General features: G+C 57.1%; 10 protein-coding genes. 2 read left to right on the top strand and 8 right to left on the bottom strand.

Annotated elements, in window-relative coordinates:
• The 5 genes from AXG89_RS27700 to AXG89_RS27680 all read right to left on the bottom strand — a co-directional run bounded on the left by AXG89_RS27700 (position 1) and on the right by AXG89_RS27680 (position 6,346).
• Complete coding sequence (locus tag AXG89_RS27700) at positions 1-1,974, bottom strand: beta-galactosidase (protein ID WP_062173777.1); 1,974 nt, start codon at positions 1,972-1,974, stop codon at positions 1-3.
• A gap of 34 nt (positions 1,975-2,008) precedes the next feature.
• Positions 2,009-2,860, bottom strand: a complete 852-nt coding sequence (locus tag AXG89_RS27695) for a carbohydrate ABC transporter permease (RefSeq protein ID WP_062173779.1) — start codon at positions 2,858-2,860, stop codon at positions 2,009-2,011.
• A 16-nt stretch (positions 2,861-2,876) separates the two neighbouring features.
• Positions 2,877-3,782, bottom strand: a complete 906-nt coding sequence (locus tag AXG89_RS27690) for a carbohydrate ABC transporter permease (RefSeq protein WP_062173781.1) — start codon at positions 3,780-3,782, stop codon at positions 2,877-2,879.
• 64 nt (positions 3,783-3,846) lie between these two features.
• A complete protein-coding gene (locus AXG89_RS27685) occupies positions 3,847-5,112 on the bottom strand; it encodes an ABC transporter substrate-binding protein (protein ID WP_062173783.1) in 1,266 nt (421 codons plus the stop codon).
• Between the two features lie 94 nt (positions 5,113-5,206).
• Entirely contained in the window at positions 5,207-6,346 is a 1,140-nt protein-coding gene (locus AXG89_RS27680) for an ABC transporter ATP-binding protein (RefSeq protein ID WP_062173785.1), read from the bottom strand.
• Between the two features lie 192 nt (positions 6,347-6,538).
• Here AXG89_RS27680 and AXG89_RS27675 point away from each other — a divergent pair, with 192 nt between their 5' ends.
• A complete protein-coding gene (locus AXG89_RS27675; RefSeq protein ID WP_062173787.1) occupies positions 6,539-7,552 on the top strand; it encodes a LacI family DNA-binding transcriptional regulator in 1,014 nt (337 codons plus the stop codon).
• 429 nt (positions 7,553-7,981) lie between these two features.
• Here the strand turns inward: AXG89_RS27675 and AXG89_RS27670 are convergent, their stop codons facing one another.
• From AXG89_RS27670 to AXG89_RS27660, 3 genes are all read right to left on the bottom strand, one after another.
• Positions 7,982-9,670, bottom strand: coding sequence for a D-alanyl-D-alanine carboxypeptidase/D-alanyl-D-alanine-endopeptidase (locus AXG89_RS27670; protein WP_062173789.1), 1,689 nt, complete (start codon positions 9,668-9,670; stop codon positions 7,982-7,984).
• The gene (gene dacB / locus AXG89_RS27665; RefSeq protein WP_062173791.1) at positions 9,667-11,322 is read right to left on the bottom strand and encodes a D-alanyl-D-alanine carboxypeptidase/D-alanyl-D-alanine endopeptidase; all 1,656 of its coding nucleotides are present in this window, start codon (positions 11,320-11,322) and stop codon (positions 9,667-9,669) included. Before dacB ends, AXG89_RS27670 begins: the two co-directional genes overlap by 4 nt.
• Positions 11,323-11,383: 61 nt before the next feature.
• Complete coding sequence (locus tag AXG89_RS27660) at positions 11,384-12,595, bottom strand: serine hydrolase domain-containing protein (protein ID WP_062173793.1); 1,212 nt, start codon at positions 12,593-12,595, stop codon at positions 11,384-11,386.
• 844 nt (positions 12,596-13,439) lie between these two features.
• On the opposite strand from AXG89_RS27660, the gene AXG89_RS27655 reads away from it, so the two are divergent.
• Entirely contained in the window at positions 13,440-14,423 is a 984-nt protein-coding gene (locus AXG89_RS27655) for a serine hydrolase domain-containing protein (protein ID WP_162916136.1), read from the top strand.
• Positions 14,424-14,445: the final 22 nt, after the last annotated feature.

The raw sequence follows: 14,445 nt of genomic DNA, 5'->3' as shown, positions 1-14,445 counted from the left end.
TCACGTTGCGGACCCGCTTTCCCAAACGCACACGTCTCCGGTGCCGAGGCGATTTGTGCCGAGCACGAAGTGCGCTCCCTCCGGCGCTGGCGATAACACCGTATTCGCGCCAAAATTGAACGCAAAAGTAAGGGGTCCACGTCGACGGATGCGCACGCCCTCGGGCAGCACGGTGACATGTAGCCCCGCCGTATTCGCCACCTGTTCCAGCAAGGCGCGATGCAGCGCGTGGGAGAGCCAACCGGCCACGTAGCGAACCCGTCCTTTCGCAATGACTGCCGGCCACTCGTCACCAAAACGTGTTTCCACTACGCTGTCCGAATTGGCCCTCACATGTTCGCGCCAATGCACCGCAGTGCCATTCGTCGCGCCAATCGACGTTGTAGGCGCGAGACTCGCACGTAGCGACTCAACTTCAAGTACCTGCATGGGTAGCACGCGCTGCAAGACACCAGGCGCCAGACTGGCAGGAATAGCGAACTGCGGCGTCTTCGAGCCGCTGCGTGGACCGAACACCCATTGTGCGGAGCTGCGTTCAATCTGCTCGATGAGCGCATCGTCGATAACGGCAATGCTCGGCACGACCACCATGCGGTACGCCGAGAGGTCTGCCTGTGCCGAAACGATGTCGACGTCGAGTCCCATTTCGCGCAGTGCCTCGTAGTAGTCGAAGGCCAACATTTGATAGTCGAAAGTTTTGCCGTGACGTTGTATCTCAAATATCCACTGCGTTTCGTAATCAAAGATCAATGCGACGTCCGCGGGTGTCGTTGCAGCAAGGCGCGACAGTACGCTAGACGCCGCGATCTCGCGCGCCACCTCCTGGACTTCCAATCCGCCCGGGGAAAGCTCGTTGTTCGGCAAATTAAGGCCCGAATGCATCTGCTCCTGCGCATAGGGGCATTGCCGCCATCGGAAATACGACACGAGTTCCGCGCCATGAGCGAACGCCTCAAGGGCCCACAACCGCACCATGCCTTTCGCGGGTACAGGGTTCCACGGCGCCCAATTCACCGGTCCCGCCTGCTGCTCCATGATCCAGAATCGTCCACCGCCAATCGAGCGGTAACGATCATGGTCAAAAGCCGAGACATCGGGGTGTGAGGTGCGAGCGTAAAGCGCCTTCTGCTCTTCAGGCAAGCCGATTGATTCGGTGCGCGCAATCGGGTAGCTGTCCCAGGCGGCCACGTCGATCGCTTTGTCTTTGACGAACTCGTAGTGATCGAACGTAGTAAAAAAACCCATGAAATTGTGCAGCACATCCGCTGTCGGTGCGAGCCGCCGCAACACATCGACCTGCTCCCGGTGAAAGCTCGCTACCTCGGCCGACATAAAGCGGCGAAAATCGAGCAGGTGAATAGGATTGGCATCAGTCGGCGTGAGGGTTGGTAAGCCGATCGCGCCGAAGCTCGGGTATTCCATGCTCCAAAACACGTTACCCCAATCCTCGTTCAATTTCTCAATGCGCACATAGCGTTGTTCTAGCCACGCCTGAAAGCGCGTGAGCGCCTGTCGTGAATAGCTCGGCACCGTCTCGTGACAGCCGAGTTCGTTATCCGTTTGCCAAGCGACGACTGCTGGATGCTTGCCATAACGTCCTGCCATCTCCGTGACAATGCGCAAGCATTCACGCCGGTAACTTGCACTTGTGATGTCGTAATGACGGCGCGAGCCGAAGTTCCAGGTTGTACCATCGGCACGAACCGGCAGGACGTCCGGATACGCGTCGATCAACCATTTTGGCGGTGATGCGGTTGGTGTGCCGAGCACAATTTTAAGGCCGGCTGCGGCAAGCGTCTCGACGGCTTCATCAAGCCAGGCCCATATGTACTCACCTAGTTTCGGCTCCATCCGGCTCCATGCGAATTCTGCGATCCGAACATGAGTGATGCCGATTTCGGCCATCCGTTTTGCATCGTCGGCCCACATTGAGCGGGGCCATTGTTCCGGGTAGTAGCACACTCCGAGTTGCATAAAAAGTCTCACAGGTAATTGAAAAAACTGGCCTCTAACCCTTGCTCGCACCGAATGTCAGCCCGGCAACAAAGTGCTTTTGCATTGCAAAGAACATCAGTACCGAAGGCAGCGCAGCGAGCACGGAGCCCGCGGCGACAAGATTCCATGCTGTAGTCCACTGACCCTTGAGCGCGACCACCCCGACCGTAATCGGCGCGGCCTCATCACCTTGCGTGAGACACAACGCCCAAAAGTAGTCGTTCCACACGAATGTGAACACCAGGATGCCAAGCGCAGCAAGTGCGGGCCGGATCAAAGGCAGCACAATGCGCGCGTACACCGTCCACTCGCTCGCACCTTCTACACGTGCCGCCTCGATCAACTCGAATGGCAACTGCTTAATGAAGTTACGCAGGAAGAGCGTGCAAAAGCCCGTCTGGAACGAGACATGGAAAATTACAAGGGCCCATACCGTGTTGAAGAGGCCTGCTTTCAGCGCCATGTCGCGCACCGGGATCATCAGGATCTGAATAGGAACAAAGTTCCCAGCAACGAACGCGAATAGCACCGCGGTGTTGCCAGGAAAGCGGTACGTTGCAAGCGCAAAACCTGCCATAGAGGCCAGCACTATCGCGCCGATCACCGACGGCACGGTGATCAACACGCTATTTGCGAAGTAATGCAGCATTGGGGTCTGCGCCAGGGCTGTCCCGTAATTTTCGAATAGTGCAAAGTGCTTGGGCCAACCCCAGTAGTCGCCCTGGGTTAACTCTTCGCTCGAACGGATAGACGTCACCAGCACGGCAAGCATGGGCAGCAGCCAAATCACGAGCGCGATCGGAAGCGACACCTTGTAGAGCGTGCGGTTGATCGGTTTCCAACGTTCGACGGGAAGTGGATACATAGGGTAACTCCATTAATCAACGTTCTTCGCGCAGCATGCGGCGTAGGTGGAACACGATGTAGACAAGCATGATGGCGAACAGCACGACAGCGATTGCGGCTGAAAAGCCTTCTCGGTAGTACTTGATAGCTTGGTCATACATGTAATAAGCAAGTACGGTGGAACTGTCGAATGGACCGCCGCCACTCATCACGGCAATCAGGTCGAAACTGCGCAGCGCACCGATCACGGTCAACACCACAGCCATGAATGTAGCCGGGCGCAGCTGCGGCAAAATCACGTGCCAGAGGAGGCGCAATCCTCGCGCGCCCTCCATCCGGGCCGCCTCCACGACTTCAGGATTGATCGACGTAAGGCCCGTCAAATACAGCACCATGCAAAAAGGTGTCTGCGGCCAAAGCGCGGCGAAGATGATGCCAAAGGTGACTGTGTGAGGGTCGCCAAGCACTGGAATTCCATGCCCTACGAACAAGCGCAACAGCCCGAAGGCGGGATCGTAAAACCAACTGAACACCAGCCCGACCACCACGCCCGAAAGCACAAAGGGCGCGAAGAACAGCGATTTCACGAGGCGCATCCCACGCATCTGTTGATTCAAGTACAGCGCGAACATCAGCCCGAGCGGGGGTGCGAGCAAAAAGAACGCAAGCCAGATGAGGTTGTTTTTGAGCGCCGTGTAAAACGTGTCTGAATGAAACAGCTCAATGTAGTTGTCGAAACCGACGAAACTCTTCGGCGTCATGCCGTCCCAGTTATAAAAACTGAGCGAAATGCTGCTCACAATCGGATAGATCACGCACAAGCTAAACAACACGCAGCCAGGCAACAAGAATAAGAACGCGGCACGGTGCTGGCGTCGCCGCGTACTGGACGTGCGGGGGCGCTGTTGCGCCGGCAGCCGGGCGGCTATGGGTGCAGACATAGATTTGCCTCGCTGGAGATAAAAACGAACGCGAGTATCGTCACGACACCCGCGGCGCTTAGAGCTACTTCTTGTAAATGCGCTTGCGGGTCTGTTCAAGCCGGCCGAGCACGCTGTCAAGTTGCGACGGATCGCTGTAGAACTGCTGCATCGCCTTCATGCCCTCGTCAGCCATCTCTTTCGTCATGTCGCGGTCATAAAATTGTGCGATGCCACCCAGCGTGCTTGATAAGATTTGGAAGCCCACGCGGGAGATCGCATCGTCTGGCGCCGCCGCTTTACTGTTCGACGGTAACTGCCCCCATCCCTGAGCGAGGCCGGCGTTAATCTCGGGCTGCTCCATGAATGCTAAAAGCTTGTGTGCGTCGGCCTTATTTTTGGCTTTAGCGGGAATCAATAAGACGTTGACCGGACCGTCTTCCGCCATCGGTACTTTCGTGTCAATCACGGGGAAGCGGAAGAATCCAGTCTGCGACTTGACCGAAGCCGGAACACTCGCCGAGAAGAAGGTGCCCATCAACATCATGGACGCCTTGCCATTGGCGAGGAAGGGCGCGATGGCGTCCAGGTCGAAGGCGAGCGCATTATCGATGAAGTAGTGGTCCTCAATGAGCGTCTTCCAGACGGTGTAGACTTTTTTCACGCGCGCGTCTGTGTACGGGATCTCCCCCGCCATGAGTTGCTGGTGAAACGCATTGCCGTTGATGCGTAGGTCGAGGTAGTCAAACCATGCGGCGAGGGTCCAACTGTCGCGCGCGGCGACGGCGATCGGTGCTACACCGCTCGCTTTTAGCTTCTTGCAAGCATCGAGAAACTCGTCCCAGGTTTTCGGCTCGCTTTTGACGCCTGCCTTCTCGAACAAGTCCTTTCGATAGAAGAACCCGTAAGCATCGTAACCAAGGGGAGCTGCGTATTGCTTACCTTTGTATGTCGATGCCTCTTTGACTGATTTGTACTGCTCGGACCACCCGCCTTTATTCCAGTCCGGAGTCAGATCTTCGAGCAGGCCACGTTGTGCGTAATACGCCATGCGTTCGCCGTCGTGCCATGAAACCACGTCCGGGGGATCGGTAGCGAGCCAACCGCCCATCTGCACCTTGTATGCTTCCTCGGCGATGTAGGTCACTTTAAGATCAACATCGGGATTGGCTTTCTTGAATTTGTCGAAAGCGTCCTGCCATGTCGAGCGCTGATTTCCCCGTGCCGATACGTTAACTGTCAGTGTCGCAGCGTCGACCGACGCTATGGGCGCAAGGCCTGCGAGGACAGTCGCTGCGGCCGACGCAACGGCAAAGCGACGAAAACGGGCTGCGATCCGGTCTGCAATCATCTTTTTGTCTCCTGGACTACTTTGTTTGCCGGTTGCGAATGCACGCGGCAGGTGAACCCGCTCTATGGCGGATAGCTGACAACTTGGTTTGCGTTTAGGCTGCAATGAGAGCTGGGGTGCGCAACGCGCGCGCGAGCGCCACACCGTCGGCGTCAAACAAATGGCATGCTTGTGGCGGCACGTGAATGGCCATGCGCTCGCCCGCACGCACAGATGTATCTCCTGGTGCCTTTGTAATTAAAAGGCCGTTCGCATGCTCGGCGTGAATGTAGCTGTGTTCGCCGAGACGCTCAGTCAGCGCAGCGGTAGTGTTGATAAACGGGTCATCTCCCTCAAGGCGCAGGTGCTCGGGCCGCACGCCGAGCGTGACAGCCTGTCCGCGGCGCAGGTGCTCGCCATTTACATGCGCGACAAGGCGGCCGTCGCCTTGCGCGAGCTTCACGCTTACGCTGCCCGGCTCGATAGCGTCCACCACGGCGTCAATAAAGTTCATGCGCGGTGAGCCAATGAACCCCGCAACAAACTTTGAGCGCGGATGGTGGTACAGATCAAGTGGCGCGCCACACTGCGCAATGCTGCCAAACCGCTCGGCGTCAGCGCCCGCGTGCAGCAGGACAATCTTGTCAGCGAGCGTCATGGCTTCAATCTGGTCATGGGTCACGTACACCACGCTTGCATTAGCGAACTGCTGGTGAAGTCGTGCAATTTCTACCCGCGTCTGGCCTCGCAATGCCGCATCCAGATTTGACAATGGTTCGTCAAAGAGAAACGCGCCGGGTTCGCGCACGATTGCCCGGCCGATAGCTACGCGCTGACGCTGACCGCCTGAGAGCGCTTTCGGATGTCGGTCAAGGAGCGCCTCAAGTTGAAGAACGCGAGCGGCTTCTCGTACACGGCGTTCGATCAAGTGCTTCGGTTGTTTTGCTATCCGTAGCCCGAACGCCATGTTTTCGAACACTGTCATGTGTGGGAACAACGCGTAGCTTTGAAACACCATCGCGATCCCACGCTCGGCGGCAGGAACTTCATTCATTCGCCGACCGTCGATGAGCAGTTCGCCTTCGCTCAATTCCTCGAGCCCCGCAATCATGCGCAACAGTGTCGACTTTCCGCAGCCCGACGGGCCCAGGAAAACACAGAACTCATGCTGACCGATGTCGAGGTTAAGCCGCCTGATCACCGGTGAGTTCGTTCCATAAGATTTTTGAACGTCTTTAAGAGAAATCGATGCCACGTCACCCCCGAATTTAAGCGCTTAAATTACCTACGCGGAAAAATTTGGGTTGCGGACAGCAGGTTTAAGCGCTTAAATTCGAGGTTTAGAAAGCAAGTCATGGTTTTTGTCTCCGTTGTGTTTCGTAGAAAGTTAGCAACGCGCTACCAGTAGCGCAACATTTGAATAGCAATCCCTAAATGTGGGAACCGAATGGTAACGCTCGTAGAAGTCGCTGCATTAGCAAAGGTAACTGCAGCGACAGTTTCTAATGTCCTTCGCAACCGCGACAAGGTGCGCCCTGAAACTGTGGAGCGTGTACTCAACGCAATAAATGAACTTGGTTACAGGCCAAACCTTAATGCGCGAGCCCTAGCAGAGGGACGCTCGTCGATGCTCGCATTGATGCTCTCCAACCTATCGAACCCGTTTTATCCTGAGTTTGTGCTTGCAGCCGAGCGCGAAGCGCGCCGCGCGGGCCGATTTTTGATGGTCTGCAACACGGACGATAACGCTGATATCGGGCGCGCCTATCTTAACCAGATCGCAGGCACACTCGCTGACGGTGTATTAGTCATGAACACTGACATTGCTATCAACGAGCTATGTGTCTCAGCTATGCACCGTGCCCCGATCCTGCTTTCGATGTGGGAGCATCCCGAGGATCCGCCCGCTTTGCCCTGCGTCGCTGTAGATTTTGCGCATGCGGGAGCGCTCGCGGCGCGTCATCTGCTTGAGCTTGGGCACAGCGCCATTGGCATGCTCGTTGGCGACGGCTCAGGCGGTCTGCAGGATGCACGTTCAAGCGGATTCAGAGCGGTGCTGCACGAAGTCGGGTTGTCTGTCGACGTGCGCGCGACGCTTACCATACGCGACTCGATTGACTCAGGCTACGCTGCATGCATGCAACTTATGGCCGACATGCCACACCTGACCGCCCTGTTCGCAACCAATGATTTACTCGCAATTGGCGCAGTTCAGGCGCTCTTGTCACAGGGGTTGCACGTACCTGACGACGTTTCGGTGATTGGCATAACAGACATCCAACTGTGTCATCAAGTCCATCCAGCGTTAACGACGATCGCAATTAACGCGGAGGCAGTCGCGGAGTTGTCGGTCCAGAGTCTCATCAATCTGATCGACACGCCCGGCGCACCGCCATCTATGGTAATCGCGCCTCAGCCGAAGCTAGTCGTGCGGGCCTCGACCGGTCCTCGTGCTTTATGAAAGCAAAGGCAGGTGAATCACGTTCTTATTTCGTTTGAATGATTTTAACGATGTCATTGTTTAATCGTAAGCCATGATTCAGCGGACCGCAGGTAGTGACATATTCAATGCTCCCCACGTCTGGCTGGTGGGCACTGGAGCGCTATTTGGTGGAGCGCGGCTTGTCCGTCTCGCCAGAGCTCTGGACACCCGAGACCACACTAATTTCCGGCCTCGACGAAAACGGTCGCCAATGGCTGAACAATAACGGCGAAGAAACTCACACGAGGCCGCATAGGGGTAGACGACGCTATCGTGCGTATCGACGAGTGACTTCCCAGCGGCTTGCTTAGGAACACCGTACTCATCAATCGATCTGAGTGCCAAAAATGTCAAACGGAAGGTTGACCGGATCATCAAGACGATACGGCAATGAAGCTTCCTCTCACCTTAGTATTTTGCATACAGGATGCCGAGGATTGTTGCCTCGTCGTTGAAAACCTCCAACGAATCGGTAAGCGCGGTGATGGGACCGGCGTGGTTCACGAACAGCGCGTACGCAAGCTGCCGGCCACTCTTTGAGTCGATATAACCTGCCATGTTTATCGCGACCATTTCCCCGCCTTCCACAGTCGCGCCGCTCTTCACGAAGATGTGGTCCTTGCCGACTACGTCCTTGCCGGTTGCCGCGAGCGATCCGTCAACGCCGAGTATCGCGAGCGCATCGTGATACACAGGATAGACGGGCAGACGGCTCATATTGGTCAGAAGCGTTGCGGTCGTCCGGGCGGTTGCCTGACTGTCGGGCGTGCCGCTGCCATTGGTCGGGAAGTTGAAGCCGGCACCGTCGAGCCCGAGCGTGCCGGTCAGGAACTTGCGCTCGGTACCGAGCGCGTCGCCGACGGTACGCACGTTTTGCGCTAGTCCCTGATACATTAGGCTCAGGTTCGCGCCCGTATTCAGGCTCACCTTCAACACGAGCTTGGCGAATTCGGAATAGGGCAGCGACGTAAAGCTCGCGACTTGTGCCGTTGCTGGATAGTCCTGCGTCGGCGGTAACGCGGCTGACGGATTCGGCTCAACCACAGGCGCCGATACCGATACTCCCGCCCTCGTCAACGCATCGATGAAAGCCGTGCGCGCAAACGACGGCGGATCTTCCACCCGCAGGATACTTACATAAAGGCCGTTGCCAACGAACGGCGCCACGTAGCCGTGCGGAATTGTGGCGGGGGCGGAAAGACTTTCTCTGCTCGATAGCGTGCCCTTACAACCCGGTGTGGCGGCGCAGGAAATCGGCGCCTCATTCAGATCGTTCCCGGAGACGAGTATGTCGGCATCGGTGTTCGCCGCAGCCGTCTGCGATTCGCCCTGCATCGTCATCGCGCTAGTGCGGGGCCGCCAGTCGAGCAATCCAGCCTGGCCCGCAGATCCACCCGGCGAGAGCGTTATGTCAACCACATTCTCGTTGATCTGGATCGGTGAAATCAGCACGGGACCGTTAGGAACACGAAATGTATCGAACAGACGATCATCGATGATCACCTCGCCAGTCACCGACGTAATCCCCGACGCCCTCACCTGCCGCGCTAATTCATTCATGGCGGTCAGCGGATCTTCAGGGGTGAGTATGGCACCGCTGAAGCCACGCGCATCGTTGTGATCGAAGTCGGTGTAGTCAACGGTACCGTCGGGCTTCTGCCGTCCGCCAAACGTAAGATCTCCCGACGCCTTGAGAATCAGATCGCCCGTGAGCTTGCCGGACGAATCAACTGGACCGTTGCGATACACCGGTGTGACAAACCGGTGATCCGCGCCGATGACGTTGAGCGCCGTGGCCACGGAATATAGCTTGCGTACCGATGCAGTCAGCACGAGCTTGTCAGGTTGCAGCGACTGGAGCACTTCGCCCGTGCTTGCGTCCATCATGACCAACGACCACTGCGATTTCGCGCTCGTATAGCGCGGCTTGTTCATGACCTGCGCGATCGGGTCAGTCGTGCTGTCGCCGTCGCTTCCGCAACTCGCGACAAGCATGCAGGAAGCGATCGCGGCAAGAACAACCGGAAACGATGCACGAATACCATCAATGCCATTGCCACGACGAGATAGGCCAGATGTATGACGCTGTGGCGTCATTGCAGCTTCCAGAGCAGCGCCGCTATCTCGCCTTCATCCTGGAAGGCGTTCAGGACGGTCGGAAAGCCTTCGAACACGGCATTGTTCATTGTCAGGAAGAAGGCGATCCGACGGCCGCTCTTCGCATCGATGTAACCAGCAAGCGCTTGTGCCTTGAGAAGCGGCATTTGCGGCTGGCTCGTGCTAAGGCCGACATAGGTGCCCGTCTTCGCGTACACGCGGCCTTTCGCCCCGGCCAGTGTTTGGTCAGACTCAAAGTCTGTGACCGTCGTAAGCGATCCATCGACGCCGAGCGATGGCATCATGTCGACGTAAGTTGCATAGTCGGGCATCAGGCGCATGCCGCGTAGCATCGCAATGACAGCCGTAGCGGTCGCCGTGGTGTCGCCGCCGCCGCTGCCGTCCTCGAAGTGATACTGGTCCGGCGTTATCTTGAACGCGGACGAAAGCTCGCTTTGTTCTGTCGCAAGCGCAGTGGCCATCGATCGCGAACCGTTCTTGGCGAGTCCATAAAGCAACAGCGTCACGTCAGCACCAATGTTATAGCTGACTTTGTTCACGAACCGAAGGTCTTGCGCGTATGGCGCGGACGTGAGCGCCGCCACCTGCTGCGTGCTCGAATACGAGCCTTGCGCCGGCAGCAGTGCCACGGGGTTGGTCTTGAGCGGCGCGGCAGCCACCGTCACGCCCGCACGCGTCAGCGCTTCGATAAAGACCGTACGCGCATACGTAGACGGTTGGCTCACACGGAACGTGCGCACCAGCGGGTACGCGCCGGTCAGCGGAGGCGCCACGCCCGCAGGCACCGTACCGCTGACTTCGCCCACGCAATTCGCCGCACCAAAGCACTTGGGTACATCATCCGGCGGTTCGGGGTTAAGATCGACGGAGAAATCTGATGTCGCCGCGCCCGTTGTTAGCGTCGACTGCACGGAGAACGCTGCAGACATGGGCCGATAGGTGAACGGAAGAAGCGCACCTTGCGCGCTCGGGCTGAACGAGATGTCGACGACATCGTCATTGACCATCATTGGCGTGACGTTGAAGCCTTCCTCATCGCGATATTGGAACGCATCGAAAAGACGATCGTCGATCACGACGTCACCATTGACCTTCTTGATGCCCGCAGCGGCCACTTGAGCCGCGATGGCGTTGAATCCCGCCAGTGGGTCGGGCGCGCTCAGGAGCGCATTGCCGAGACCATCGGCTTCGTTGTGATCGAATGCGGTGAGCGCAACCGTGCCATCCGGGTTGGCGCGACCGCCCATTGTCAAGTCGCCGCTCGCCACCATGATCAGATTGCCGTTGAGCGTGCCGTTTGCGTCGACGGTGCCCTGCTTGTAAACGGGAGTCACATGCGTGCGCTTCGCGCCGAGGATGTTAAGCGCATTGCCCGTGGTAAACACCTTGCGGACCGAAGCGATGAACATCTGCGAGCCGGAGTTGAGATCGTAAATAACGTGGCCAGTATCAACATCGACAACCTGCATCGCCCAGGTCGCGCCCTTGTACGCGGGCTTCTGCATCACCTGCATGATCGCATCCGGGACCGACGTGCTGTTGTGATCCGAGCCACCGCAGGACGCGAGCAGAAACGCGGCCGCAACCGCTATTGGCCATCGTTTACCGCTCGCTTCGATAAATGGTTTCATCGCCGTCTCCTGGTTTAGTTGGCTTTTATTTGATATAGAGCAGTTGAGGAGCGGCTTCACGTTACGGCTTGGCGAGCTCCGCGATCACCATTTGTCCGATCGTGTCGGCGGGCGGGCGGCCGTCGGGCGAGTCTGCAGTCGTGGTCCAGACGACGATCGTCGTCGCGGTCGTCGGGTCGTACACCATGAACGTGTTGAAGCCGCTGATCTGGCCGTTGTGTCCGTAGTACGTCCCGTATTTGACGATGCCCAGGCAATACGACGGCGCGTTCGGGTTGCTTGCCCGAAGCGACGTGCAGGTGGAAAGCCGCTTCGACTGCAGGTCCGGGTTCAGGTAGCCGCCACCAACCATCCGTTGCACGACGGCCGCGAGCTCCTTGATCGTCGAGATGCCCGATCCCGCCGTCCAGCCCCACGACGCCGAGGCATTCGTGACGTCCGTCGGCTGCAATGATCCGTCCTTTGCCGCTGCCTGGCGTGCGGGTGACAGGGCCGAGCTAGTCGCCGTCTCCACATTCGTGCCCCACAGATAACCGTGCGCGGACGGCGCGGGGATCGCCGTATTGTCCTCCGGCGGCATATACGTTGCAGTCAGGCCAAGCGGCGCGAAGAGCCGGGTTTTGATTGCATCGGCGGCGCTCATGCCCGTAATGTGCTCGATGATCTCGCCCAGCAAGATGTAGTTCGTATTCGAATAGTCGAAAGACGTGTCGGGTGGGAACACCTCGGGGTGGCTGTATGCAATGGTCAGGAGCTCAGCTGTGGTCCACAGCGTCTCCGGCTGCGAGTCGAGCGTCTGATTGAACCCGAGGTCGCGGCTGTAGTTGTAGAGGCCGCTTCGCATCGCGAGCAATTGCTGGATCGTGATCGTTGTACCGTTCGGCACGTTGGAGATGTACTTGCTGACGGGGTCCGCGAGGCTCAGCTTGCCTTCCTGAACGAGTTGCAGGATGACCGTGGCGGTCCATGTCTTGGTCACGCTGCCTACTCGAAAATTTGCGTTTGTCGGAATCGTGGCGCTAGTGCCCCGCTCCGCAACGCCGAAGGATTCCAGCCAATTACCCTTGGGCGACTGCACATAGACAACGGCGCCCGGCGCCTGCATATCGCTCATTAGCTGGACGACTTGCGGCCTGGCTGCACTCACGAACGCCGGGTCCGATGAATCATCGCCGCCGCAACCCGATAACAACATCGATAGGATCAGAGAAGACGCAAAGACACAGCCTCTGGACGCGAAATGCATCCCAAGACCAGAGCGGACGATCATCATTGCTTGGTTTTCCTTATTGGCCGTGACGCAATGCTTTGAAGACCGCCGCTGGTTGACGACAAGAGACCGGAGCCGATCCTGAATTAATTAGACAATTTTCGTTATTCTAATTGATTACTTCCCTGAAATAATAAGTCAAAACTTGTAGGAATGCATACAAGTTTTTGTCGTTTGGCGCGCGGTCGCTCAAAGATAAGATTTAGTGGGCCGCAGCAACATATAACAATGCGCGGTCATGAGGCCTGCAAGTGCGACCGTTAGTGAATACCCGGTAGTGTACGGCGCCCGAGAACAAATATCTGTTCGCACCGGCCCGTGAATCGAATGCTTTAGTCGAACCTTCAGACGAAGAAAACAATGTCACCCGCGCTTCTAGAATGCGGTTGGCGAAGTAAAATCGTAACTATACGAACTGACAAAGCCAAGTCTCACAGACCACGGATCATATTCTGAATTTTCCGATCCAGTCTTCTTGAGCAAGCATTCCGGATTCAAAGCATTCCGTCGAATGATCAGGTTGGACTGGATTGCTTCCTTCAAGTCGACAACGAATCTGCCATACCGTGACTTTGTTTTCACGGATCTTCGCTCGGAACCATTGCCTCGTCGAACGTAATTCTTTATCTTGAAGGTACCGCGCAACTCCGGGGATTATTTACTCATGCTGCTCGAAAGATCTGATTGGTTTGCATGGACTGCCTCGGTCGCGCTGGCGTGCGGCGTATTGACCAGTTGCGGCGGCAGTTCCACGGCAGCGTGTGGCGTGGATCAAATTCAGTTGGAAACCGGCTGCACAAGCAGCTCGCAAGTTGCCGATTCGGTCCGTCGAGCCGTACAAGACACGATGCAACAACTCGATCTACGGGCGGCAATCGTTGGGGTTAGCGTGGGCGATCAAGTCGTGCTCACGCAGGCGTGGGGCGAATCGGCGCCGAACGTGCCAGCTACCATCGACATGCACTGGCGTATTGGCGCTGTCGCGATTTCCTACTTGTCGACGGTTGCGTTGCAACTCGAGGACGAAGGAAAATTAAGTCTGGACGATCCACTGTCGAAGTATCTGCCCGATATACGCGACGCAAGTAAGGTCACGCTACGAATGTTGATTGCATCGACATCGGGGTTTCCAGAATATGTAAATACGATTCCGATCGAAGAGAACGTCTATCGACAATGGCAAGAAAGCGAATTGCTCGCTGACGCGTTCTCCAAACCGTCGGTTTGCGATCCAGGGACCTGTTTCGCGTATTCGCACGCCAATTTTGTGCTCTTTGGTCAAGTGCTCGCGAAAGTCGCAGGACTGCCGCTCGACACGTTGATCAGCCAACGAATTTTGCGTCCATTACAACTGAACCAGACCTTCAGCAACGACGATGCGTTTATGCCTTTGCCAGTATTGAATGCGTATTCAAACGAACTCGGCAGTTACCAGAATTCGACCGCTTGGAACCCCTCCTGGACGCTCGCACACGGCGCAATCATGTCTTCCACGATCCCCGATATCCTCAGAAGCACGCGGGCAATCGGCGGTGGCGAGCTTATCTCTTCACGCGCGCGAGCAGAAATGATCGCGCAGAATCCGGTGACGTCGCGCGGCAAAGCGTACGACGGGTTGGGCATTGTCGTGGTCAATGGCTGGCTGTTGCAAAACCCGTCGTTCTTCGGCTATTCAGGTGTATCGGCGTACCTTGAAAAAAACGGTATTTCGATCGCGGTAACGGCAACGAAAAATGCCGATTCGCCGGACGTGTCAGCGGCATCGCGATTGTTCGAGAATATTGCCCTGGAGATTGCGCCTTCAAATCCCGTGGCTGTCACGGCACGCTGATAGCGCGAATGTTCTTTCGACG

Origin of the sequence: Burkholderia sp. PAMC 26561, assembly GCF_001557535.2 — a bacterium.
GTDB lineage: Bacteria > Pseudomonadota > Gammaproteobacteria > Burkholderiales > Burkholderiaceae > Caballeronia.
Note: the sequence above shows the minus strand (reverse complement) of the source record. Positions and strands in the feature narration are given on the sequence as shown.